The organism is Enterobacter sp. AN-K1, assembly GCF_020971765.1.
In the GTDB taxonomy this organism is placed as follows: Bacteria; Pseudomonadota; Gammaproteobacteria; order Enterobacterales; family Enterobacteriaceae; genus Enterobacter; species Enterobacter hormaechei_C.
Genome location: NZ_CP087390.1, coordinates 3067756 through 3091968 on the forward strand (window position 1 = coordinate 3067756; position 24213 = coordinate 3091968).

Annotated in this window: 22 protein-coding genes; 8 read left to right on the forward strand and 14 right to left on the reverse strand. The window is 52.8% G+C overall.

Going from position 1 to position 24213, the window contains the following annotated elements; all coding sequences use genetic code 11:
* Positions 1 to 10: 10 nt before the first annotated feature.
* Complete coding sequence (locus tag LOC22_RS14615; RefSeq protein ID WP_230238995.1) at positions 11 to 1441, reverse strand: DUF3300 domain-containing protein; 1431 nt, start codon at positions 1439 to 1441, stop codon at positions 11 to 13.
* Between the two features lie 449 nt (positions 1442 to 1890).
* On the opposite strand from LOC22_RS14615, the gene acnB reads away from it, so the two are divergent.
* Together acnB and yacL are read left to right on the forward strand one after the other, a co-directional pair.
* Positions 1891 to 4488: a bifunctional aconitate hydratase 2/2-methylisocitrate dehydratase gene (gene acnB, locus LOC22_RS14620; RefSeq protein ID WP_017383766.1), complete on the forward strand. Its 2598-nt coding sequence runs from the start codon at positions 1891 to 1893 to the stop codon at positions 4486 to 4488.
* A gap of 212 nt (positions 4489 to 4700) precedes the next feature.
* On the forward strand, positions 4701 to 5063 hold the full coding sequence (yacL, locus tag LOC22_RS14625) for a protein YacL (RefSeq protein WP_015572693.1): 363 nt from the start codon (positions 4701 to 4703) through the stop codon (positions 5061 to 5063).
* Positions 5064 to 5094: 31 nt separating this feature from the next.
* Here yacL and speD read toward each other — a convergent pair whose 3' ends face one another.
* From speD to LOC22_RS14640, 3 genes are all read right to left on the reverse strand, one after another.
* Entirely contained in the window at positions 5095 to 5889 is a 795-nt protein-coding gene (gene speD / locus LOC22_RS14630) for an adenosylmethionine decarboxylase (protein WP_017694500.1), read from the reverse strand.
* Entirely contained in the window at positions 5890 to 6759 is an 870-nt protein-coding gene (gene speE / locus LOC22_RS14635) for a polyamine aminopropyltransferase (RefSeq protein ID WP_015572694.1), read from the reverse strand.
* A 101-nt stretch (positions 6760 to 6860) separates the two neighbouring features.
* On the reverse strand, positions 6861 to 7208 hold the full coding sequence (locus LOC22_RS14640) for a YacC family pilotin-like protein (RefSeq protein WP_003856306.1): 348 nt from the start codon (positions 7206 to 7208) through the stop codon (positions 6861 to 6863).
* Between the two features lie 145 nt (positions 7209 to 7353).
* On the opposite strand from LOC22_RS14640, the gene cueO reads away from it, so the two are divergent.
* Complete coding sequence (gene cueO, locus LOC22_RS14645) at positions 7354 to 8913, forward strand: multicopper oxidase CueO (protein WP_230238996.1); 1560 nt, start codon at positions 7354 to 7356, stop codon at positions 8911 to 8913.
* An 86-nt stretch (positions 8914 to 8999) separates the two neighbouring features.
* Here the strand turns inward: cueO and LOC22_RS14650 are convergent, their stop codons facing one another.
* Positions 9000 to 11390, reverse strand: coding sequence for a glucose/quinate/shikimate family membrane-bound PQQ-dependent dehydrogenase (locus tag LOC22_RS14650; RefSeq protein WP_230238997.1), 2391 nt, complete (start codon positions 11388 to 11390; stop codon positions 9000 to 9002).
* Between the two features lie 206 nt (positions 11391 to 11596).
* On the opposite strand from LOC22_RS14650, the gene hpt reads away from it, so the two are divergent.
* Positions 11597 to 12133 carry a hypoxanthine phosphoribosyltransferase gene (hpt, locus tag LOC22_RS14655; RefSeq protein WP_003856303.1) on the forward strand — a complete coding sequence of 179 codons (537 nt, stop codon included), beginning with the start codon at positions 11597 to 11599 and terminating at the stop codon, positions 12131 to 12133.
* A 64-nt stretch (positions 12134 to 12197) separates the two neighbouring features.
* Here the strand turns inward: hpt and can are convergent, their stop codons facing one another.
* Positions 12198 to 12860: a carbonate dehydratase gene (can, locus tag LOC22_RS14660; protein ID WP_003856301.1), complete on the reverse strand. Its 663-nt coding sequence runs from the start codon at positions 12858 to 12860 to the stop codon at positions 12198 to 12200.
* A 107-nt stretch (positions 12861 to 12967) separates the two neighbouring features.
* Here can and LOC22_RS14665 point away from each other — a divergent pair, with 107 nt between their 5' ends.
* From LOC22_RS14665 to LOC22_RS14680, 4 genes are all read left to right on the forward strand, one after another.
* Positions 12968 to 13894, forward strand: a complete 927-nt coding sequence (locus LOC22_RS14665) for an ABC transporter ATP-binding protein (protein ID WP_017383763.1) — start codon at positions 12968 to 12970, stop codon at positions 13892 to 13894.
* The gene (locus LOC22_RS14670) at positions 13891 to 14661 is read left to right on the forward strand and encodes an ABC transporter permease (RefSeq protein WP_006810078.1); all 771 of its coding nucleotides are present in this window, start codon (positions 13891 to 13893) and stop codon (positions 14659 to 14661) included. The genes LOC22_RS14665 and LOC22_RS14670 overlap by 4 nt, the downstream gene beginning before the upstream one ends.
* A 105-nt stretch (positions 14662 to 14766) precedes the next feature.
* Positions 14767 to 15207, forward strand: a complete 441-nt coding sequence (locus LOC22_RS14675; protein WP_015572698.1) for a PTS sugar transporter subunit IIA — start codon at positions 14767 to 14769, stop codon at positions 15205 to 15207.
* Between the two features lie 63 nt (positions 15208 to 15270).
* Positions 15271 to 16518, forward strand: a complete 1248-nt coding sequence (locus LOC22_RS14680; protein WP_015572699.1) for a polysaccharide deacetylase family protein — start codon at positions 15271 to 15273, stop codon at positions 16516 to 16518.
* A 1-nt stretch (position 16519) separates the two neighbouring features.
* Here the strand turns inward: LOC22_RS14680 and LOC22_RS14685 are convergent, their stop codons facing one another.
* From LOC22_RS14685 to panD, 8 genes are all read right to left on the reverse strand, one after another.
* Complete coding sequence (locus tag LOC22_RS14685) at positions 16520 to 17596, reverse strand: fimbrial protein StkG (protein WP_230238998.1); 1077 nt, start codon at positions 17594 to 17596, stop codon at positions 16520 to 16522.
* Positions 17597 to 17607: 11 nt separating this feature from the next.
* Complete coding sequence (locus LOC22_RS14690; protein ID WP_230238999.1) at positions 17608 to 18216, reverse strand: fimbrial-like protein; 609 nt, start codon at positions 18214 to 18216, stop codon at positions 17608 to 17610.
* A 14-nt stretch (positions 18217 to 18230) separates the two neighbouring features.
* A complete protein-coding gene (locus LOC22_RS14695) occupies positions 18231 to 18794 on the reverse strand; it encodes a fimbrial protein (RefSeq protein ID WP_230239000.1) in 564 nt (187 codons plus the stop codon).
* 26 nt (positions 18795 to 18820) lie between these two features.
* A complete protein-coding gene (locus tag LOC22_RS14700; RefSeq protein ID WP_015572703.1) occupies positions 18821 to 19396 on the reverse strand; it encodes a fimbrial protein in 576 nt (191 codons plus the stop codon).
* 28 nt (positions 19397 to 19424) lie between these two features.
* Positions 19425 to 22016, reverse strand: coding sequence for an outer membrane usher protein (locus LOC22_RS14705; RefSeq protein ID WP_049017530.1), 2592 nt, complete (start codon positions 22014 to 22016; stop codon positions 19425 to 19427).
* Positions 22017 to 22097: 81 nt separating this feature from the next.
* A complete protein-coding gene (locus LOC22_RS14710) occupies positions 22098 to 22841 on the reverse strand; it encodes a fimbrial chaperone (RefSeq protein ID WP_015572704.1) in 744 nt (247 codons plus the stop codon).
* Positions 22842 to 22922: 81 nt separating this feature from the next.
* Positions 22923 to 23531, reverse strand: coding sequence for a fimbrial protein (locus tag LOC22_RS14715; protein WP_032647291.1), 609 nt, complete (start codon positions 23529 to 23531; stop codon positions 22923 to 22925).
* 277 nt (positions 23532 to 23808) lie between these two features.
* Complete coding sequence (gene panD / locus LOC22_RS14720) at positions 23809 to 24189, reverse strand: aspartate 1-decarboxylase (protein WP_003856284.1); 381 nt, start codon at positions 24187 to 24189, stop codon at positions 23809 to 23811.
* Positions 24190 to 24213: the final 24 nt, after the last annotated feature.

The window sequence follows — 24213 nt, forward strand, 5'->3', positions numbered from 1 at the left end:
AGCGGCTTCCTTAACGACGATGGAATTCACGGTGTTCGGTATGATGTTCGGACAGCTGCTGGCGGAAGCTGGCACGCTGCTCACTGTTCAGCGACGCGTGCTGGCGGCTTTGCAGCCCTCGCTGATGCTGAACCTGCGTCGGGCGTCTGGTTTGCGCAAGAGTATTATTCATCCGTTGTGCGTGGGGCCGCGCGCTGTCGTAGCCGCGATAGTTGCTGCGCTGAGAGAGCTGCTTCAGCTGCTGCGCGGACGCTGAATGTTGCGGGAAATGCGCGTCGCCATGCTGTAGCTGTGTGAGGGTTTTGCCCGTCGACTGCTGTATCTGCGCCATCGCAGCCTGCCGCTGGCTATCGCGGTTGACCGTCTGCTGCCGGGTAGCGCTCAGCCCTCCCGGCACTGAAGTCTGATGATAGCGGCTGGCAAGCTGGCTATTGGCGTAGGGCACGCCGTTGCGGTAGGCCGGATTATGCTGCCAGACCTGATGATTATCGGTACGGTGCTCGCCGGTGATCTTATTGAAGTTATTAACATTAATATTAATGTTATCGCCGTTATGCGAATAACCGCCGTGGTGATCGTCATCATGATCGTGATGATGTTCGTCGTCATCGTCCCAGTCTATGTTACTGAACAGCGCATAGGTAGTGGCTACGCCGAGGCTATAGCCAAAGCCTCTGACGAAACTATTGGTAAACTGCTGGCCGGGAGACGGGGGCAGATACACAGGCGGATAGCTGGCGTTTGGCCACGTGCCGTAAACGGTGGAAGGGTTGTAGGTAGGGACATAAACCACCTGTGGATCGGCTGGCTCAATTTTAATCACCGTCGGACTAGCCGACGTTGACGTCGCGGCTGTACTGGCGGAGGCTGGCGCAGATTTTTTCACGGTGGTGACGGTCTGCTGCGGGGTGGATTGCAACGTGCCTGTCTGCTGCGCGAGCAGGCGCAGACGCTGCACGGAATCCATCACATCCTTTGGCTGGGCCAGAAAGGCGTCGCCGAGGCTCTGTACCCACGACGGGTTTTCTCCCATTAACGACATTAACTGCGGAAAGGCGACCAGCGATTTCACGCTGGCATCCCATGGCTGCCCGCTGACCGCCTGAATGGCGGTATCGCCCTGCATTTTAGGGTTGTCCTTTGACCACTTGGCGGCCTGAATCACGCTCGCCGGATAGGTTGAGGCCATCAGAATTTGCGACAGCAGCGCGTCGGGATAGAGCGCAATGGGCGCTGTCCACTGATCGATCTGCGCGGCGGTATAGGCCGGAGTCGCCACCGGGGCAGGTTGTGCTGTCGGGGCGGGGAGCTGCGGGGCTACCGGCGCAGGTGCGGGAGCGGGTTCCGTTGCGCGGCTTTTAACGAACATGACGCCCGAGGCGGCAAACAGCCCCGCACTGCAAAGCAGAACAAGAAGATGTGGTTTAAAAGGCAACTTCATAGATTGACTCCAACGAGACGAGTGCAGTGCCGTGAGGCGTTGCTGTTGCCGCGAGTATCATTCACCCGTGTTTTACAGTTTTGACTTTTGTTGGGAAAACCTCCGAAGCATCCGGATAAAGAGTGTGAGTATTTATTACACAATTATATCGGATGGCTGAGCAGGCGACGGACATTCAGAAGGCCGCTCTTGCGAGCGGCCAGCAGCTAGTTGCTGGGGTGGCGACAAACTTACGGAACTGCTTTCGGGCCCGGTGACGGGGTGCTACACCATGCTTAACGATTCAGCAAATTTTTTAATGTTGCTTTTTTGTAAACAGATTAACACTGTGCAGAAATCCTGCTATGCTGCCCGACGCGGTATCGGGCATTTACCCTACAAACTGCTGTCTCACAGGAGCGTGAAGAGAACGCCCGCCGCATATGACAATGAGAGCGAGGAGAACCGTCGTGCTAGAAGAATACCGTAAGCACGTAGCAGAACGTGCCGCCGAGGGAATTGTACCCAAACCGTTAGATGCAACCCAAATGGCCGCGCTCGTCGAGCTGCTGAAGAACCCGCCTGAGGGCGAAGAAGAATTCCTGTTAGATCTGCTGATCAACCGTGTACCGCCTGGCGTAGATGAAGCTGCCTACGTAAAAGCCGGATTCCTTGCCGCCGTTGCCAAAGGCGAAGCCACCTCCCCACTGGTTACTCCTGAAAAAGCGATTGAACTGCTCGGCACCATGCAGGGCGGCTATAACATTCATCCGCTGATTGACGCGCTGGATAACGACAAGCTGGCGCCAATTGCTGCCAAAGCGCTCTCTTCAACGCTGCTGATGTTCGATAACTTCTACGATGTGGAAGAAAAAGCCAAAGCAGGCAACGTTTACGCGAAGCAGGTGATGCAGTCCTGGGCCGATGCCGAATGGTTCCTGAACCGCCCTCAGCTTGCTGAAAAAATTACCGTTACCGTCTTTAAAGTGACCGGTGAAACCAACACCGATGACCTTTCTCCGGCGCCGGATGCATGGTCTCGCCCGGATATCCCACTGCACGCCCTGGCGATGCTGAAAAACGCCCGTGAAGGCATTGAGCCGGATCAGCCAGGCGTGGTTGGCCCGATCAAACAGATCGAAGCCCTGCAACAAAAAGGTTTCCCGCTGGCTTACGTCGGTGACGTGGTTGGTACCGGTTCTTCCCGTAAATCCGCCACCAACTCCGTGCTGTGGTTCATGGGCGACGACATTCCGCACGTGCCGAACAAGCGCGGCGGCGGCCTGTGCCTCGGCGGCAAAATTGCGCCAATCTTCTTCAACACCATGGAAGATGCGGGCGCGCTGCCAATTGAAGTGGACGTGAGCAACCTGAACATGGGCGACGTGATTGACGTTTACCCGTATAAAGGCGAAGTGCGCAACCACGAAACCAACGAACTGCTGGCCAGCTTCGAACTGAAAACCGACGTGCTGATCGACGAAGTGCGTGCCGGTGGCCGTATTCCGCTGATCATCGGCCGTGGCCTGACCACCAAAGCGCGTGAAGCGCTGGGTCTGCCGCACAGTGACGTATTCCGTCAGGCGAAAGACGTGGCCGAGAGCAACCGCGGTTACTCTCTGGCGCAGAAAATGGTGGGTCGCGCCTGCGGCGTCACTGGTATCCGTCCTGGCGCGTACTGCGAACCGAAAATGACCTCCGTGGGGTCTCAGGACACCACTGGCCCAATGACCCGTGATGAACTGAAAGATCTGGCGTGCCTGGGCTTCTCTTCCGATCTGGTGATGCAATCCTTCTGCCACACCGCGGCGTATCCGAAGCCGGTTGACGTAACCACGCACCACACGCTGCCAGACTTCATTATGAACCGTGGCGGTGTCTCCCTGCGTCCGGGCGACGGCGTTATCCACTCCTGGCTGAACCGCATGCTGCTGCCGGATACCGTCGGTACCGGCGGTGACTCCCATACCCGATTCCCAATCGGGATCTCCTTCCCGGCGGGTTCCGGTCTGGTGGCGTTTGCCGCAGCGACCGGCGTGATGCCGCTGGATATGCCGGAATCGGTGCTGGTGCGCTTCAAAGGTAAAATGCAGCCGGGCATTACCCTGCGCGATCTGGTGCACGCGATCCCGCTGTATGCCATTAAACAGGGTCTGCTGACCGTTGAGAAGAAAGGCAAGAAAAACATCTTCTCTGGCCGCATTCTGGAAATTGAAGGTCTGCCGGATCTGAAAGTGGAGCAGGCGTTCGAGCTGACCGATGCCTCTGCCGAGCGTTCTGCGGCGGGCTGTACCATCAAGCTGAACAAAGAGCCGATTATTGAGTATCTGACCTCCAACATCGTGCTGCTGAAGTGGATGATAGCGGAAGGCTACGGCGACCGTCGTACGCTGGAGCGTCGTATTCAGGGTATGGAAAAATGGCTGGCGGATCCGCAGCTGCTGGAAGCCGACGCTGACGCAGAGTACGCGGCGGTGATTGAGATCGATCTGGCGGATATCAAAGAGCCAATCCTGTGTGCGCCTAACGATCCGGACGATGCGCGTCTGCTCTCTGACGTACAGGGCGATAAGATCGACGAAGTGTTCATCGGATCCTGTATGACCAACATCGGCCACTTCCGTGCTGCCGGTAAGCTGCTGGATACCCACAAAGGCCAGCTGCCGACCCGTCTGTGGGTGGCGCCGCCAACCCGTATGGATGCGGCGCAGCTGACCGAAGAGGGGTACTACAGCGTGTTTGGTAAGAGCGGGGCGCGTATTGAAATCCCTGGCTGTTCCCTGTGTATGGGCAACCAGGCGCGCGTGGCCGACGGTGCGACGGTGGTTTCCACCTCAACCCGTAACTTCCCGAACCGTTTAGGTACCGGGGCGAACGTTTACCTGGCCTCTGCGGAGCTGGCGGCGGTTGCGGCGCTGATTGGCAAACTGCCAACGCCGGAAGAGTACCAGACCTTTGTGGCTCAGGTAGATAAGACGGCGGTGGATACTTATCGTTATCTGAACTTCGACCAGCTCTCTCAGTACACCGAGAAGGCTGACGGGGTGATCTTCCAGACCGCAGTATAAATGCTACCCTCTCCCGTGGGAGAGGGGCTGGGGGTGAGGGCACCAGACCGCTCCGCACCTGACCCATTGCCCGGTGGCGCTACGCTTACTGGGCCTACAAAACCCATCGCAACGTCGGTGGGTTTTTTATTTTCATTCCTCCCACCTCTCCCGCTTTTTTTCTTCCTCTCTGCTGCGATAATTACCCTAATGGCTTTGCAGAGGAAAACGCTATGGATTACGAATTTTTGCGCGACATCACCGGCGTGGTGAAAGTGCGAATGTCGATGGGGCACGAAGCCGTTGGACACTGGTTTAACGAAGAGGTGAAAGAGAACCTCGCGCTGCTGGATGAAGTCGAACAGGCGGCGGAAACGGTGAAAGGCAGTGAACGCTCCTGGCAACGCGCCGGGCACGAATACACGCTCTGGATGGATGGCGAAGAGGTGATGGTGCGCGCCAACCAACTTGAGTTCTCGGGTGATGAGATGGAAGAGGGAATGAGTTACTACGACGAAGAGAGCCTGTCGCTGTGCGGCGTGGAAGACTTCCTGAGCGTGTTGAACGCCTACCGCGATTTTATGCAACAGAAGTAATTCCCCGAAGCGTCCCTGCTCCGGATCACGTTTACACGGTCGGAATGTTACGGCCGTAGTAAATTTCGCGCATCTCTTTCCAGAGCAGGTCGGTAATGACCTTACGCTCTTCGTCACTTAAATCTTCCGGCCTGGTATGGAACATATAGTGCTTAAGATCGAACTCTTTAAGCATCATCTTGGTATGGAAGATATTCTCCTGATAGACGTTCACATCCATCATGTCGTACAGCGACTTCATGTCCTCGGACATGAAGTTCTGAATGGAGTTGATCTCATGATCAATGAAGTGCTTCATGCCGTTGATATCACGGGTAAAACCGCGCACGCGATAATCAATAGTGACGATATCGGATTCCAGCTGGTGGATTAAATAATTCAACGCATTCAGCGGTGAAATCACGCCGCAGGTCGACACTTCAATATCCGCGCGGAAGGTACACAGCCCGCCTTCCGGGTGGCTTTCCGGGTAGGTGTGCACGCAGATGTGGCTTTTATCCAGGTGGGCGACTACCACTTCCGGCAGCGGGCCGGGGTGCTCGGTTTTGTCGATAAGCTTCGGGTCAACCGGCTCTTCACTCACCAGAATGGTGACGCTCGCACCCTGAGGCTCATAATCCTGGCGCGCGATATTCAGGATGTTCGCGCCGATAATCGAGCAGGTCTCTGTCAGGATCTCGGTCAGACGGTTGGCGTTGTAGAGTTCATCGATATAGGCGATGTAACCATCGCGCTCTTCTGCTGTTTTGGCGTAGCAGATATCGTAAATACAAAAACTCAGGCTTTTGGTCAGATTGTTAAAGCCATGCAGTTTAAGCTTTTTCAATTAGTTCACCTCCTTTGAGGACAGCGCGTCTTGCAGATATTGAGGCAACGCAAAGGCTGCGGTGTGGATCGCCGGGTTGTAGTAGCGGCACTGGAGTCCGGCCTGGTGGAAGCGGGCCTGCACGATCTCGGTAGAGAGATGGCGCAGAACGTCGTTATCCGTCGCCCAGGCAAAGGTCATGATCCCGCCGTAGTAAGTGGGGATCGCCGCCTGGTAAAAGCTGACGTCAGCAAAATAGGTGCTCAGCTTACGGTGGCTATCAAGCGCTTCATCCTGTTGCAGGAAGCAAACGCCGTTTTGCGCCACAAAAATTCCGCCAGGCTTCAGGCAGCGCTTGCAGCCTTCGTAAAACGACGAGGTAAACAGCGACGCGCCCGGACCGATAGGGTCGGTACAGTCAGAGATAATGACATCAAACGTTTGCGTGGTCTGGTTAACAAAATTGACGCCATCGTCGATAACCAGATTAAACCGCGGATCGTCATAGCTGCCGGCATTATGGTTGGGCAGATACTGGCGGCAGAACGACACCACACCGGCGTCGATTTCCACCATGGTGATGGTTTCGACATTCTGATGGCGAGAGACTTCACGCAGCATCGCGCCGTCGCCGCCGCCGATAATCAGCACGTCCTTCGCGTGGCCGTGGGCCAGCAGCGGGACGTGGGTCATCATTTCGTGATAGATAAACTCGTCGCGCTCGGTGGTTTGCACCACGCCGTCCAGCGCCATCACGCGGCCAAAGGCGGCGTTTTCGAAGATTATCAAATCCTGATGATCGGTTTTCTCATGATAGAGCACGTTATCCACGGCAAAATACTGACCAAACTGGTCATGCAGCGTTTCTTGCCATACCGTTTTTTCGGTCATGGGGAGCACCTCCTTCGTTAACATCCATTACATCCGGCAGATGGGCGCAACACAACACCGCCGTGAGGCGGTTAACGGGTCAACAAGGGGCGTCGGGAAGGTTACTTCACGTAGGCGAGCAGGCTGAGTGAATCGCGAGCCAGCGCTTTGCATTTTTTAGCAGTGGGAATGCCAATACCGCTTAAATCACGGTAGCTGTCTTCACCGAGCGCCTTCATGTCGAAGCTGTCGTAGTTGCTGAGGTCCCATTGGTTCTGCTGGGCAAAAAAGACCAGTGCGCGACGAATTTGCCCATTGGGTAAATTCTGGTAACCACAATCGTTTTTCAGAAAAACAAAAACTGCCGTCAGATCGGCCATATCTTCCGCTTCGTTTTCACTTAGCGCGTAACTGTTCGCACACATCGCCATCAGGCTGGCGAACAAAATTGTTCTGAAAAACGTCTTCATTGCCTTTACCACTGCATCACGGAAAATTAACGTTAGCATACTTGATGCCAGGCCGACGATCTTTATTATTGCCGCCGTGCTTGACCTTCCGGTAAGGGGAGGGTTTATGCTCAAAAGATCGCCTGCTGGAAATAAGGAAATGCACATGCAACGTCGTGATTTTTTAAAATTTTCTGCCGCGCTGGGGGTTGCCAGCGCGTTACCTCTCTGGAGCCGCGCCGTTTTTGCCGCCGACAGACCGGCTTTACCCATTCCTGAATTACTCTCCCCAGATGCCCGCAGCCGCATTCAGCTTGTGGTGCAGGCCGGTAAAACCACGTTCGGTCAGCACGACGCTACGACGTGGGGCTATAACGGCAATCTGCTCGGCCCGGCGTTGCGGTTACGCAAAGGGAAGGCGGTGACGGTAGACATTCATAACACGCTTGCGGAAGAGACCACGCTGCACTGGCACGGGCTGGAAGTCCCGGGCGAAGTGGATGGGGGGCCTCAGGGCATCATCAGGCCTGGTGGTAAACGCAGCGTAACCTTTACCCCGGAACAACGCGCGGCGACCTGCTGGTTCCACCCGCATCAGCATGGCAAAACGGGCCATCAGGTGGCGATGGGGCTGGCCGGCCTGGTGCTGATTGAAGACGATGAAAGCCGCCTGCTGCGCCTGCCGAAACAGTGGGGAATCGACGATGTCCCGGTGATTGTGCAGGACAAAAAATTCAACGCTGACGGGCAAATTGACTATCAGCTGGACGTCATGAGCGCGGCGGTAGGCTGGTTTGGCGATACGCTGCTGACCAACGGTGCGATCTACCCGCAGCATGCCGCGCCAAAAGGCTGGCTGCGCTTACGTCTGCTTAACGGCTGTAACGCCCGCTCGCTGAACTTCGCCACCAGCGATAAACGCCCGCTTTACGTAGTGGCAAGCGACGGCGGCCTGCTGCCGGAGCCGGTGAAGGTGAGCGAGCTGCCGATGCTGATGGGCGAGCGCTTCGAGGTGCTGGTGGACATCAGCGATGGCAAAGCGTTTGACCTCGTGACCCTGCCGGTCAGCCAGATGGGGATGGCCGTTGCGCCGTTTGATAAGCCGCATCCGGTCCTGCGCATTCAGCCGCTACAGATCACCGCCTCCGGTACGCTGCCGGAGACCCTCACCACGCTGCCAGCACTCCCGTCGCTGGACGGGCTTACACAGCGTAAACTTCAGCTCTCCATGGACCCGATGCTCGACATGATGGGCATGCAGGCGCTGATGAAGAAGTACGGCAATCAGGCCATGGCGGGAATGCATCACGGCCAGATGATGGGCCATATGAATATGGACCACGGCAATATGGGCGGCATGGATCACGGCGGCCATGGTTTCGATTTCCACAACGCCAACCGCATCAACGGCAAAGCGTTCGATATGAACACGCCCATGTTCGCTGCCACGAAAGGGCAGTTTGAACGCTGGGTGATTTCAGGCGAAGGCGACATGATGCTGCACCCGTTCCATATCCACGGCACGCAGTTCCGTATTCTCACTGAGAACGGTAAAGCACCGGAGGCGCATCGTGCGGGCTGGAAAGATACGGTGAGGGTAGAAGGCGGCGTCAGCGAGGTGCTGGTGAAGTTCGACCACGACGCGCCGAAAGAGTTTGCCTATATGGCGCACTGTCATCTGCTGGAACATGAAGATACGGGGATGATGCTCGGTTTTACCGTATAAAAAAAGCCGGGAGGCGGCTTCGCCTTACCCGGCCTACATATGGAAATCGTAGGCCCGGTAAGCGTTAGCGCCACCGGGCTTTTTCGTTACTTAGCGTCGTCAGGCAGTGCATACGCGACAATATAGTCGCCCATCTTCGTGCCAAACGAACCGTGACCACCCGCAGAGATGACAACGTACTGCTTGCCATTCACTTCATAGGTCATCGGCGTTGCCTGTCCACCGGCTGGCAGACGGCCTTGCCACAATTTTTCACCGTTGGTCATGTTGTACGCGCGCAGGTAGTTATCTGCGGTTGCCGCGATGAACAGCACGTTACCGGCGGTGGAGATTGGGCCACCCAGCATTGGCATACCCATATTGAACGGCACTGGAACAGGCATCGGGAACGGCATGCTGTCCTGTGGCGTACCAATACGTTTCTTCCAGACGATCTTGTTGGTCTTCAGATCCAGACCGGAGATGTAACCCCAGGCAGGCTGTTTACACGGCAGACCGAACGGAGAAAGGAACGGATTCAGGGTCACACCATAAGGAACGCCATACTGCGGCTGGATACCGGCTTCGGTACCGCTGCCTTTCGCATCTTTTGGCTGCTCCATTGGGTTACCCGGACCGCGAGGGATCAGACGGGAAACGAACGGCAGCGCCATTGGGTTAGCGATGGCGACCTGACGGTTAGGGTCGACGGAGATCCCACCCCATTCGAACATCCCCAGGTTACCCGGGAAGACCAGCGTACCCTGCTCTGACGGCGGGGTGAAAATCCCTTCGTAACGCAGCTGGTGGAACATCACGCGGCACACCAGCTGGTCAAACATGGTGGCACCCCACATGTCTGCACCACTGAGATCTTTCTTCGGACGGAAGCTCAGGTCAGAGAACGGCTGCGTTTTGGTGACATAGTCGCCTTTGGCCGCGCCCTGCGGAACCGGTTTTTCCGGTGCAGGAACAACCAGCTTACCGTTGCTGCGATCCAGCACGAAGATGTTACCGGTTTTCGCCGGGGCGTAAATCACCGGAACGGTTTTACCGTTAACGGTAATGTCCGCCAGCGTCGGCTGGGACGGCATATCCATATCCCACAGATCGTGGTGAACGGTCTGATAGCTCCATGCCAGTTTACCGGTCGTTGCGTTCAGCGCCACGATGGAGCTGGCGTAACGTTCCTGCTCCGGCGTACGGTTACCGCCCCAGATATCCGGCGTGGTCACGCCCATCGGCAGGTAGACCAGGTCCAGCTTCGCGTCATACGCTGCCGGTGCCCAGGAGTTCGGTGAGTTAAAGGTAAAGGTGTGTTCATCCGATGGGATCGCGTTAGGATCTTTCGCGCCCGGGTCGAAGGCCCACAGCAGTTTACCGGTGTTCACGTCGAAACCACGGATAACGCCGGAGGTTTCACGGGTAGAGAAGTTATCCGTTACCGAACCGGCAATCACGATGGTTTTATCGGTGATGATTGGCGGCGAGGTCGGTTCATACAGACCCGGCGTGGTGTCCGGCATGTTGGTCTGAAGATTCAGAATGCCTTTATTGGCGAAGGTTTCGCACAGCTTGCCGGTCTCAGCGTTGATGGCAAACAGGCGGCCATCGTTCACCGGCAGCATAATGCGGCGAGGACAGTCGGCAATGACTTCCGGGCTGGCATTATCGGCGCGTGCTTCGTGGTAAGAGACGCCACGGCAGGTCACGTGCTGGAACGACGGGTTGGAGTTCAGCTGTGGATCGAAGTGCCATTTCTCTTTACCGGTGGCCGCGTCGAGCGCGAACAGACGCTGGTGCGCCGTACACAGGTAGAGCATGTTGCCCACTTTAATCGGGGTCACTTCGTTGGTCAGCTCACCCGGATCGTTTGGCATCTTCAGGTCGCCGGTACGGAATACCCAGGCTTCCTTCAGGTTTTTCACGTTGTCCGCATTGATCTGCTTCAGCGGGGAGTAACGCTGGCCTTCCTGGTTACGACCATAAGCAGGCCAGTCACCGTCCGCCACCTGCGAGATAGCCGCAGCCGGCGTGGATTCCGCGTTCAGCGTACCGTTGATCTCCTGCGGGTCGTTAAAACCGGCCCAGGTCAGGATGCCGCCACTAATCAGCAGGGCAACGACCAGACCGGCCACGGCGCCACTGGATGGGACGATCAGACGACGCCAGACAAACGGCAGGATCAGCCAGATACCGAAGAAGACCAGAATGTCGCTGCGCGGCGTCAATGCCCAGAAGTCGAACCCGACCTCCCAGACGCCCCAGATCATGGTTGCGAGCAGTAACGCTGCGTACAGCCACAGAGCAGATTGTTTTCTGCGTAAAAGCAGGACGGTTACGCCAACCATAACCAGACCCGCGATCGGGTAGTACCAGGAGCCGCCAATCGCGACCAGCCATACGCCACCGATTAACAGATACAGCGCGCAGAATGCGGCAAACGCGGCTGTTAATGTCACCAGTAGACGCGGCTGTTTAGTTTTTGTTTCAGCCATAGAAAAGTACTCGTCAGTTTTGTTAATTATTTGCTAGCAATTAATTATAGGTATTAACAACTGTGATCGGAATCACAAATATTGCTTTTTATAACTCATACGCCAGGCTTATCCATTTACTGGTATAATGGCTGGCTTGCGTATCGATGCCGGAGCGAGAGTCATCCGCATTGAGAGATTTTCACTAAAATCATTTGGTTAGTAATATGAAACATACTGTTGAAGTGATGATCCCGGAAGCCGAGATCAAAGCGCGTATCGCCGAACTGGGTCGTCAAATCACCGAACATTACAAGGACAGCGGCAGCGAAATGGTGCTGGTCGGTCTGTTGCGTGGCTCTTTCATGTTCATGGCAGACCTGTGCCGTGAAGTGCAGGTGCCGCACGAGGTCGATTTTATGACCGCCTCCAGCTACGGCAGCGGCATGTCCACAACCCGTGATGTGAAAATCCTGAAAGATCTGGATGAAGATATTCGTGGCAAAGATGTGTTGATTGTTGAGGACATCATCGACTCCGGCAATACGCTCTCTAAAGTGCGTGAGATCCTGAGCCTGCGTGAACCAAAATCACTGGCGATTTGTACTCTGCTGGATAAGCCTGAGCGCCGTGAAGTGCAGGTGCCGGTGGAGTTCGTTGGTTTCTCCATCCCGGACGAATTTGTGGTGGGTTACGGCATTGATTACGCGCAGCGTTATCGCCATCTGCCGTATGTTGGGAAAGTCGTGATTCTGGACGAATAATTGCGGGCTGATGCCCTCACCCCAGCCCTCTCCCACAGGGAGAGGGTGAAAACCCCCGGCTTTGTTATTTATGGTTAACGTGCTTAAGCTTGAGGTTGGCAATTCCCGAGCGGTAACGCTGTTCCAGCGTTTCGCGGTTGGTGGCGGTCACTTCCAGATTGCGTAGCAGGCCGTCGTGAATACCGTACGCCCAGCCGTGGATGGAGACCTTCTGCCCGCGTTTCCAGGCAGACTGCATAATCGTCGAGTGGCCCAAGTTATAGACCTGCTCCATCACGTTCAGCTCACACAACGTGTCGAGACGGCGCTCCTGCGGCATTTCGCCCAGCAGTGAGCTATGTTTGAACCAGATATCACGGATGTGCAGCAGCCAGTTATCGATTAACCCCAGCTCTGTATTTTCGACCGCCGCCTGTACGCCGCCGCAGCCGTAGTGACCACAAATAATGATGTGCTCAACCTCCAGAACGTCAACGGCATACTGAACAACCGAAAGGCAGTTGAGATCGGTATGAATAACCAGGTTAGCCACATTGCGGTGAACAAACAGTTCGCCCGGTTCAAGACCGGTCAGACGTTCGGCGGGGACGCGGCTGTCGGAACATCCAATCCAGAGAAAGCGCGGGTTCTGCGCTTGCGCGAGTTTTCCAAAAAATCCGGGGTCTTCCTCCACCAGCATTTTTGACCATAGTGCATTGTTGCTGATAAGTGTATCTATGTCGTTCATGGAGGTTAGCGACCTGTAACCAAGTGATTGCGTTGCGCTACTATAGGGTAACCCGACTTTTAATGAAACCACACAACGTGTGTCAGAACTTAAGGTAAGTTGAATTCATGGCGATTGCACTGGAGCTTGAACAGCTCAAAAAAACCTACCCGGGGGGCGTCCAGGCGCTGCGCGGGATAGATCTTAAAGTCGAAGCGGGAGATTTCTACGCGCTTCTGGGGCCGAACGGGGCGGGAAAATCGACCACCATCGGGATTATCAGCTCGCTGGTCAATAAAACGTCTGGCCGCGTTAGCGTGTTTGGCTACGACCTGCAAAAAGACGTGGTCAACGCCAAGCGCCAGCTGGGGCTGGTGCCGCAGGAGTTCAACTTCAACCCGTTCGAGACGGTACAGCAGATTGTTGTTAACCAGGCGGGTTACTATGGCGTTGAGCGCAAAGAGGCGCTTGAGCGCAGCGAAAAGTATCTCAAACAGCTTGACCTGTGGGAGAAGCGTAACGAGCGCGCGCGGATGTTGTCCGGGGGGATGAAGCGCCGCCTGATGATTGCTCGCGCGCTGATGCACGAGCCAAAGCTGCTCATTCTTGATGAACCGACCGCTGGCGTGGATATTGAACTGCGTCGTTCCATGTGGGGCTTCCTGAAGGATCTGAACGACAAAGGCACCACCATCATCCTGACCACACACTACCTGGAAGAGGCAGAGATGCTGTGCCGCAACATCGGCATCATTCAGCACGGCGAGCTGGTGGAAAACACCTCGATGAAGAACCTGCTCTCCAAGCTAAAATCAGAGACCTTTATCCTCGATCTGGCGGCGAAAAGCGCCCTGCCGAAGCTGGAGGGGTATAACTATCGCCTGGTCGATACCTCGACGCTGGAGGTAGAAGTGCTGCGCGAGCAGGGAATCAACAGCGTGTTCTCCCAGCTGAGCGCGCAGGGCGTTCAGGTATTAAGCATGCGTAACAAAGCGAACCGACTGGAAGAGCTGTTTGTCTCTCTGGTGCACGATAAACAAGGAGACAAGGCATGACGCATCTTTACTGGGTCGCGCTGAAAAGCATCTGGGCGAAAGAGATTAACCGCTTTATGCGCATCTGGGTGCAAACCCTGGTGCCGCCGGTGATCACCATGACGCTCTACTTCATCATTTTCGGCAACCTGATTGGCTCCCGCATTGGTGAGATGCACGGCTTTACCTATATGCAGTTTATCGTGCCGGGCCTGATCATGATGGCAGTGATCACCAACGCTTACGCGAACGTGGCGTCCTCATTCTTCAGCGCCAAGTTCCAGCGCAACATTGAAGAGCTGCTGGTGGCGCCAGTGCCGACGCACGTCATTATCGCCGGTTACGTGGGCGGCGGCGTGGCGCGCGGGCTGTGCGTGGGTATTCTGGTGACGGCGATTTCGCTGTTCTTCGTGCCGTTCCAGGTGCACTCGTGGCTGTTCGTGGCGCTCACGCTATTGCTGACGGCGATCCTGTTCTCACTGGCTGGCTTGCTGAACGCCGTGTTCGCCAAAACGTTCGATGACATCAGCCTGATCCCGACCTTCGTGCTGACGCCGCTAACCTATCTGGGCGGGGTGTTCTACTCCCTGACGCTGCTGCCGCCGTTCTGGCAGGCGCTGTCGCACCTGAACCCGATTGTCTATATGATCAGCGGCTTCCGCTTTGGTTTCCTCGGCATTACCGATGTCCCGCTGTTCACCACCGTTGTGGTGCTGGCGGTATTTATCGTGGCGTTCTATCTGCTGTGCTGGTATTTGATCCAGCGTGGACGTGGGCTGCGTAGCTAATCTTTTGCCCGGCGACGTTCTGTTTGCCGGGCACTTTCTTTGACAGTTATCACCGTAAACTAACCTTCACCTGGATAAACTACTCGCCTGCTAAGGAGAGACGATATGCTGGGATGGGTTATCACCTGCCACGATGAAGAGGCACAGGAAATGCTCCTGAAGCTGGAGGCCCGATTTGGCCCTCTGGCGCAATGTCGTGCGGTAAATTACTGGCGAGGGCTGAGCACCAATATGCTAAGCCGGATGATGTGCGACGCGCTGCATGAAACCGACACCGGTGATGGCGTGATTTTTCTCACCGACAGATCGGGCGCGGCGCCTTACCGTTCAGCGGCGTTAATGAGCCATAAGCATGATAACTGTGAAGTGATCTCCGGTATCAGCCTGCCTTTACTCGAAGCGATGTATCCGCTGCGCGCAACGTTGAGCAGCGCTGAGTTTCGTCACGCCATTGTGGCGCAAGGCTCGCCGGGCGTGAGCAGCCTGTGGCACCAGCAGCAGAAGAATCCGCCTTTCGTTCTGCTTCACGATCTGTATAAGCATTAAACATTGGTATTGATGTCGCTTTTGCTACAATGGCGACTGATTTTCCGTATCGATTTATATCCCATGCTCATGCGCGTTATCTTTATCCTTCTGCTACTGGTCTCCGGTGGTGCGTCTGCCAGCCTGACCAGTCAGCAAGGCCTTCCTGCCCAATATATGCAAACCACCGAAGATGCGGCCATCTGGGCGCAGGTGGGAAATGCCGTCGTGAACGTGGGCAATGTCCGCGCCGGGCAGATCCTCGCCGTCTTTCCGGCCGCGGCGGATTACTATGAATTTCGTTTCGGATTCGGTACGGGGTTTATTGATAAAGAGCACCTGGAAAAAGTGCAGGGTAAGCAACGCGTCGAGGATAGCCTGGGCGATCTGAACAAGCCGCTCAGCAATCAAAACCTCATCACCTGGAAAGACACGCCAGTGTATAATGCCCCCAGCAGCGGAAGCGCGCCCTTTGGCACCTTAAGCGCCAATCTTCGCTATCCGATTCTGAATAAGCTGAAAGATCGCCTGAACCAGACCTGGTTTCAGATCCGCATCGGCAATCGTCTGGCGTGGATCAGCAGCCTGGATGCACAGGAAGATAACGGACTGCCGGTTCTGACCTACCACCATATCCTGCGTGATGAAGAGAACACCCGTTTTCGACATACCTCCACGACAACCAGCGTACGTGCGTTTAATAATCAGATGGCCTGGTTACGCGATCAGGGCTATACCACGCTGACAATGTACCAGCTTGAAGGGTATGTGCGTAACAAGATGAACCTCCCCGCGAAAGCGGTGGTGATCACTTTTGATGATGGCCTGAAATCGGTGAGCCGCTACGCGTATCCGGTGCTGAAAGAGTATGGCTTCAACGCGACGGCGTTTATTATTTCATCCCGAATCAAAGGTCACCCGCAGAAGTGGGATCCCCGATCGCTACAGTTTATGAGCGTTCAGGAAATCAAGGGCATCCAGGATGTGTTCGACATTCAGTCTCACACCCACTTCCTGCATCGCGTGGATGGGTATAAACACCCCATCTTATTGAGCCGCAGCTATCACGTGATCCTGTTCGATTTTGAACGCTCACGGCGTGCACTGGCGCAGTTCAACCCGCGCGTGCTGTATGTTTCGTACCCGTTTGGCGGGTATGACAATAAAGCGATTAAAGCCGCGAATGATGCCGGTTTTCATCTGGCAGTGACAACGGTGAAGGGGAAGGTGAAGCCGGGGGATAATCCGTTCTTACTGAAGCGACTGTATATTCTGAGAACGGATTCGCTGGAGACAATGTCGCGGCTGATCAGCAATCAGCCGCAGGGGTAGGTTATTCGTACGTGGTCTGAATGGTCACGGTGGTACCGAAAACACCGACGGTTACCGGATCGCTACCGGTTTTGACCAACCTGGCCCAAAGTGATCTGTCAATAATACTAACAGGATCCCCAACAACCTCTCCTATAGCAATGACACGTTGGTAACTGTCTGCCGGCACGGGGTAATGATCATTTTCAGAATCCGTAATCATGACGCCGACGCCTCCTGCCGCAGTAACACCACCAGTATTCTCGACGGTATTGGTAAAATATTTTTTATCTGCGGTGGTATGTGTGGAGGATAACGTATAGTAAACCGCGGTTGTATTTACACATGTACCCGTAACATGGAACTCGACTTTGCTGGTATTCCCGTTTTCGACTTCTGCGGGATACCAGTCACCAAGGTTTACCGTTGTGGGCGCACGTAAGACACAGGTCGGGCGATTTAATGGCATGCTGAATGACATTTCGCTCATGTTCACATGGGGACGAGGATGATCGGATTCAATAGTACCGTTTGGATCGCCCAGAATGATCTGACCAATCGGGCCTGCACCGGCCGTTAAAAAATTAACATCCGAAGGAACACCCTGAAATCCATTGGTTTGATAGATTTCCATGCGCACATGCCAGGTTTTTTCGTCAAGCAGCTCTTCGTGATCGTCATTAGGTGCGGTCATATACCAGGACCCTGCGTTGGGCGGGAACCACGCGGTGACGCCGTTACCATCGGGATACATCGCCAGGGTATAGACAATACCCGGAATATTCGTCCGGAAGGTGGCTTTGTTATCTATGTAGCCTGCCAGCATTGAGTTGTCGGTAATCTGATAGGTGTTTTCACCGTCATTTCCCCCAGCACAGTGAGATTTTAACGCAGGCGTTGTTTCCATAATGATCGTATTACTGATCTGTATGGGAGTTGTTACTGTGCCCACAGGCAGAGGAGTGATAACTGGTTGTGCACCTGGAGACATAATCTGCAAGTCATCATTACCGTAAAATTTGCACTCCTCGAAATTAGCCTTTGCTGCGCCAGACATTCCGAGCGCCGCGAACGCTAATATGCTGAGATATTTTTTCATTCTAAATCCCTTTATTCGTAGCTGACATTAACCAGAACATTACTCATAACCACACCGCTGGTGATCGTTCCAATATTCTGATAACGTGCGTAAAAGCCATAATCCTTTATATAGTTCTCACTACTTCCACCGACATCGTAAATAACGTTTGATGTCCCGTCGCTGTTCAGGACGTTAGTTTTGAACGTATCTGAAAAAATAACGATACCCACATTTTCAGCCGCACTGGCTGCAGCATCGTTTTTAAACACCTGGCTGTGATTACTCCAGAAACCATTTTGCGGAGCAAAACTAAATTTTAGTTTGTTAATCGTTGCGCCTTCTGCACTGCTCGCGTAGCAGTCATCTACGTGGATCGTAAAAGGCGTTCCAGCTTCATCATCGTTTGGCGATAAACGATCGCTCTTGTCGCTGTTATAAAACCAGTCTCGTGACACGGTCGGCAAAGTGATCTCTCCGCCGTTTTCGACGCTTAGCCGACAGGTATTATTAACGATGTTTGCTGTCAGGTTTACATCCATACCTGAACCTGCCTGGCTTACGCCAGGCAGAGTGCTACCAGCCAGACCGATAAGCAACACAAGACCGGGCTGGTGTAAATTAAACGGTGATTGTTGCATAATGGTTCCTGGAATTATTGATAGGTGACTGTGAAGGTTACTGGCGCAGTAACGGCACCTGTGCCAACATCGGCAATATTTCTGTCTTTCGCAATCACAATGCGTGAGTTCATCGGGAATTCGCCTACACCGTCAGCAATGGTGACCTCCTGTGCCGCCGGAGGCCTTTTGCAACTCAACATTACGCCAGTATCTACAACTCCTGACCAGATTTCGAAGCCTGTTGCTAACCCAGCAGAATAAGAATCACCGTCCATTTTCGGACCCGAGCATCCCCCACCAGCACCACTCGCTGCGGCTACCGTTGCCTTAGTTACACCAGAGCAGTTTGTAAAGGCAATTTTTAACGGCTCGACACGAGTCTTATTTACCAGATCGGTTTTATATACGTCGCCAAACGCAATTTCAGTGGACGCAGTTCCTGCACCGTTAAGCACTTTTGCTGTACACGTGCCCGAGACTATTTTTGATTTTATCGTTAATTTAACACTGTCAGTACCTGTAATTGCTGCGTTTGCCATTCCCGAATACAGAAGTGCAGAAACGGACAGGGCGATAAAAGTAGATTTAAATTTCATAATGTTGCTCCGTTTTCCTGCACCAATTACTCGTAGCTAAATTCAAAAGTCGCAGTAGCCTCAAAATCACCAACTGTCATGCTATTAACTTTGGTTTCACGTATTGTGGCTACTAAAGGAACTTCTTTATTCTGGATTTCTGTTGCACTCCAGACCAGTCGCTTAGCATCATCGTCAGAGTTGATGATAAAAGGGGCCTCCGGTGCGCTGGCTCTGGCAATTTCAACAGCAGAGAAATCTGCGCCTCCATCGGCTTTTGGTTTTTGATTAACAAGGCCGCTAAGCAAATAACCCGATTGGCTTCCTTTTACCGTGGCTTTCAGTGAGGTCAGAGAGGCCGGGCATTCAACAATCACAATTTTGAAATTGGCATTTGCGGTGCCAGCTTTGACATCGTCGAGACGCACCTGGCCGCCGTTACCAATGAGCAGTGTTTGATCCGTATCGGAACCCGTACCGCCCATCAGTTTCATATCACAAGTGGTTTCACGGATATTGGCCGTAAAGTTAACATCGAGATTCGTGCCCTCGGCGAGCGCCGAACCTGATAACGCCAGCATCGTTACGGCAACGACTGACAGGCTATAAAGATTTTTTTTCATACAAACTCTCGTCTATTTTCCCGAATAATTACATCTGGCACACTTGATTGCTGAGCACCGTTGTAAGTCCTACTTTTTGAGCATGTGATGAGACGTTATAATGCACGTCACATTTACTGTCTTTATCGCTTCCCCAGACAACATGAAGCGTGCCTTCATCCTCAACGCCGCGGACATAGGCTTGCCCCGCCTGTCCCACGGTGCCAATAGATTCATTTTTTTCATTTAAAACATCAGCGCCTAAAGGAATAAATCCGTTATCGGTGCGCTTAAGTTCTAAAATTAATGAACGACCTTCATCGGTTGCAAAATCAACCAGCACAACGGAACCACTGCGGGGAACCGTAATTTCACTGGTGTTTTTAATTTCAACGTCGTTTTCCAGCGTGCTGATATCAAGGTATACGCGGTTTTCACGGTAGGCAGACATATAAGGCAGAATGCCATAGCCGGAACTGCCTATTTCGCTGTTACCAAAGCCGATACCGGCGCCTTTCGCACCACTCGCTTTGACCAGTGCCAGCGCATCGTTGTCACCAATACTCCCTGGCGCAAATGCAATACCTCCTGAATGGATGACCATGCCACCGTTATAGGAGGCAGAATATTGTTTACTGTTGTCATCACCAAAAGAGGCAGATAAACCCAGCGGGCCATATTCACTGTTATAGGACCCGTAGCCGCTTATCTGATTCAGGTCACCATAATTACCACTGTTTGACGAGGCGCTAACGGAATAACTCACCTTATTATCTTGCGTATTTCCACCCGCGGACGTGTTAAAACTTGTGCCGCCTTTAAGGTCGGAACGTAATCCCATATTGATGTTCGAGAATCCACCGGCATTCCCTCTATCTTTTGAGAATACACTTAATGGAATGCTTAGGCTTAAATAAACGCTGTCGTCTTTCTTGCCGTTCTGATCATAGGTTCGCTGTATTGACAAGCTGTAGCTGCCGTAGGTGAAGCTATTGTTATACCCAATATTGTAATTGGAAGTAGAGCCCGTCGCGTTCCAGTAATCCTGCCAGGTGCCGCTTACATACAGGGAGCCAAAATTGTCTTCTCCGGAGGTCAGCGGTTGGTTAAGACTAATTTGCACCTGGTTTTTGGTGCGCTGATAGTCTGCATATAACGCTTCGTTTGAGTCATAGCTACGGTTTGAGTACTTCTGGTGCCTAATACTGTCCTGAAGTTGCGCCGCATCGTTAAGCGTCAGGTAGTCTTCCGTCGAGAAACGATAAGCCGCAACGTTAAAGGAAGTATTCGTCGACTCAATCATTTTGCTGTAGGTTAAACGATAACTTTGCCCGCTTAATTTATCCAGCCCCTCAATATCTGCATAAGATTGCGTAACGTCGAATGCAAACGCACCAACAGGGGTGTTCATTGCCACGCCGAGAATACCGGCATAAAAATCCATGTCGGTATATTGCGCGCCAATATAACCCGTGAACGTATTATTCAGGCCATAGTAAAGCGTACCGTAACCCACTTTAGGCGCATCAATAAGTGACTCATCATTTAACTCACCTAAACCGACGTCCCAGCGAGAGGCTCCCGGACGGAGCATCTGCGTGACGGATGAAAAGGGTACGGTAAAGGAGCGTTTGCTGCCATCAGCTTCTTCAATCGTTACCAGTAAATCATTTCCGTAACCTGTGGTACTCAGGTCGTTTATTTCAAACGCGCCTGGTGGCACCGAGGTTTCATAAATCTTATTGCCGCTCTGCGTGACGCTGACCTTCGCGTTACTGTTCGCGACACCCCGAATGACAGGCGCGTAGCCTGTGGACCCCATTGGCAGCATGCGATCGTCACTGTACATGCGTGCGCCGCGCAGGCTCATAGAGTTAAATGCCTCGCCACGCGTGTAAGAGTCGCCGATGACAAACTGGGCACTCAACGGTGTGATATCGCGCTGCAAATAGACATCCTGACTGGAGTATTTTGTGCCGCTATCTTTGTCCCAGTTAAAATTGCCACGCGAGCGCAGGCGCCATGGCCCCATATTCAGGCCATAGCGTAACCCTACATATGCACTTTCTGATGTACTGCCGTTGTTCTCGCTACGCCAGCCGTTCATGTCATAAGAGAGCAGAGCGGCAGGAATCCCGTTATCCCACAACGATGGATCGACATAGCCCGCCGGGCGTTTCAGCACATAAATCTGGGGAAAATTAAAATCCATAGCCTGCTTGCCACTGTCATAGCTAACCGTAGCGCCAGCGAAAGATTTTTTAATATCGACGCAGGTTTCATCGTCTTCCGGTCCGTCAGGCAATGTGCTGGTGTCGACACCCGATTGTGACAGCAGCAGTTTTGTTATGCACGGGGTCGCACGAGGTGTTCCGTTATCTTTAAACGTGACCTCCACGGTGGACTTCAGTTTACCGTTCAGGTTGATCTTAGTGCGATAGGTCCCCGGTAAAACCGGGTTGCCATGTGAAAAACGATTAATATCAATATTAGCGCTGCCATTTAAAAGAAATTGATCGTTAAACTCGACCTCTTCTTCATTATCAGGCAGATCTTTTGCTGGCGTGATATTTTCTGCACAGGCATAAAAAGGCAATGCTGCACTTATCGTAAGACATAAAAGAGAACGTTTAAATAACATGGCACATCCACTTAATCAGTGCAGAGAGGGTGCTCTCCACAGAGTTAATGCTATTAATTATTATATGTATTAAAGGGTGCTCTATTTTAGTCCCGCTTCGTGATGGTCTGTGCCGCCATAGTCATTAATAGAATCAAACTCTACTTTACCATTTACGGCAGAAGCTAAACCTTTAACCGTCATTGTGGTATCACTGAACGGTGGAACGGCCTTATGATCAACGTCGTATGTTTTTTGACTGGCTTTAATGGTTACCGCCGAAACGGAGACGTTATACGGTGAATTATTATGGGCAACAAGCTTAACCGCGTTTCCTTCTTTTTTCTGCGTCCATGTCAAATGCTCAGCTGCTTCACCTGCCGAGCCTTTTAACCCGTCAGGACGGTAAAAGAATTTTATACGTGTTCTGAATGCCAGCTGAAGCTGGTTAAGATTCTCTTTATCCGCAGCTTTTGATTTTGGTGGAATCTCCAGGACATTGAACCAGAAAAGCGATTCACGATCCTGTGGTAAAGGTGTACCTGTGTAGGTAATACGTACGGATTGGCCTTTTTTCGGGTCAATACGGGATACTGGAGGGGTAATGATAAAAGGAAGCTTTAACTCTTCCGGATTTACGCCATCACGCCCATCATCAAGCCAGGTTTGAACCAAAAGCGGTTTGGTTCCATGGTTATCGAGATTAACAACAACATCCTTCGATGACTGTGGATAGATAATACGGGTGCCGGAAATAACAATATCCGCACTTGCATTCGATGTGGCCAAAACGGCAGTTGCGAGCAATACGGCTTGAAAACTTTTAATGAAGACTGAATGAGACATTTTTTCCACTTCCTTTTGGAATTACACAAGCAATCCCTCATTCATCATGAAGGATTGCTTAATTTAAAGTTTACGAATCTCTTATTCGTAAATCATGGTGAAGGCAACCTGTGCCTGCACGGTACCAGCAGAAACTGGATTACTTGTTGCATCCCAACCCTGACCCTGGGTGTACGCTACGCGGTAGTACAGGTTTCCTGCGCCAGAAGTTCCATCGATGGTTGCTTTCTGGGAGTTGTTAGTCTGGTCAATTTTGATCTGATCGGTAGCTGAGTTACCGTCGTTTGACAGCACCAGGTTAACGTTCTTAGCTGAACCCTGAGCATTGCTTGGTGGAACCAGCAGACCGCCTTCGGTAGAAGAGGAGCCAGCCCAGGAAGAGAACTGTGCAGATGCTTTCTTCACAGTTGCGGTATCACAACCGGTCAGTGAAAGGCTGAATTTCTTTTCACCCAGGGTGCTGGTGCTACCCAGTGCGTTTGCGAAATCACGCACAAATACGGTGTCCAGCGTTACGTCAAAATCGTTACCGTCTTGGTTGATTTTCTGGTCAAGGGAGACCTGGCAAGTGTTGTTAGAAACCATGCCGTGGAAAGTAATAGTCCCGGTGTCAGAATCTGCTGCTACCGCTGAACCCGCAGCCAGAACGCTTGCCATAGCAATTGCCAAACCATATTTTTTAGAAATCATTTCAATATCCATATTCGTTGAGTAAATAATAAGTGCCCGTAAAGCTTTTATTTGAAATTAAATTTCGTGGCGAATTATATTGTTAATCTCAATGAAATGTAGATATTGTGCGTGATTTAAACTAAATGAATAGTTTAGTAAATTTAAAATTATTTGTTATCAATATGATGTGTTTGTCTAGTTGTGCGGGGAGAGTTTGGATATTAATTCAATAAATGCTTTTTAAAGACCCATTCATTTAATAAATGCACAGGAATGGGTCGTGGGATAAATATTATCAGGCAACCTGCACCGGAATCGCCTTCGCGGTACGTTTCATCTCATTGTCGCCTTCAAAGTAGGCTACTTTTGGCTGCCAGCGACGCGCTTCTTCGTCAGACATCATGACAAAGCTGGCGATAATCACGATATCGCCTACGTCCGCGCAGTGCGCCGCCGCCCCGTTGACGGAGATGATTTTGGACCCGCGCTCAGCGGCAATGGCGTAGGTAGAGAAGCGTTTGCCGTTATTTACGTTCCAGATATCAATGGCTTCGTTTTCGAGAATACCCGCCGCGTCGAGAAAATCCTGGTCGATCGCGCAGGAGCCTTCATAATGCAGGTCGGCCTGAGTGACTTTCACACGGTGAAGCTTACCTTGCAGCATTTTGCGAATCATTACGTTTACCTTTCATCTTCCGGG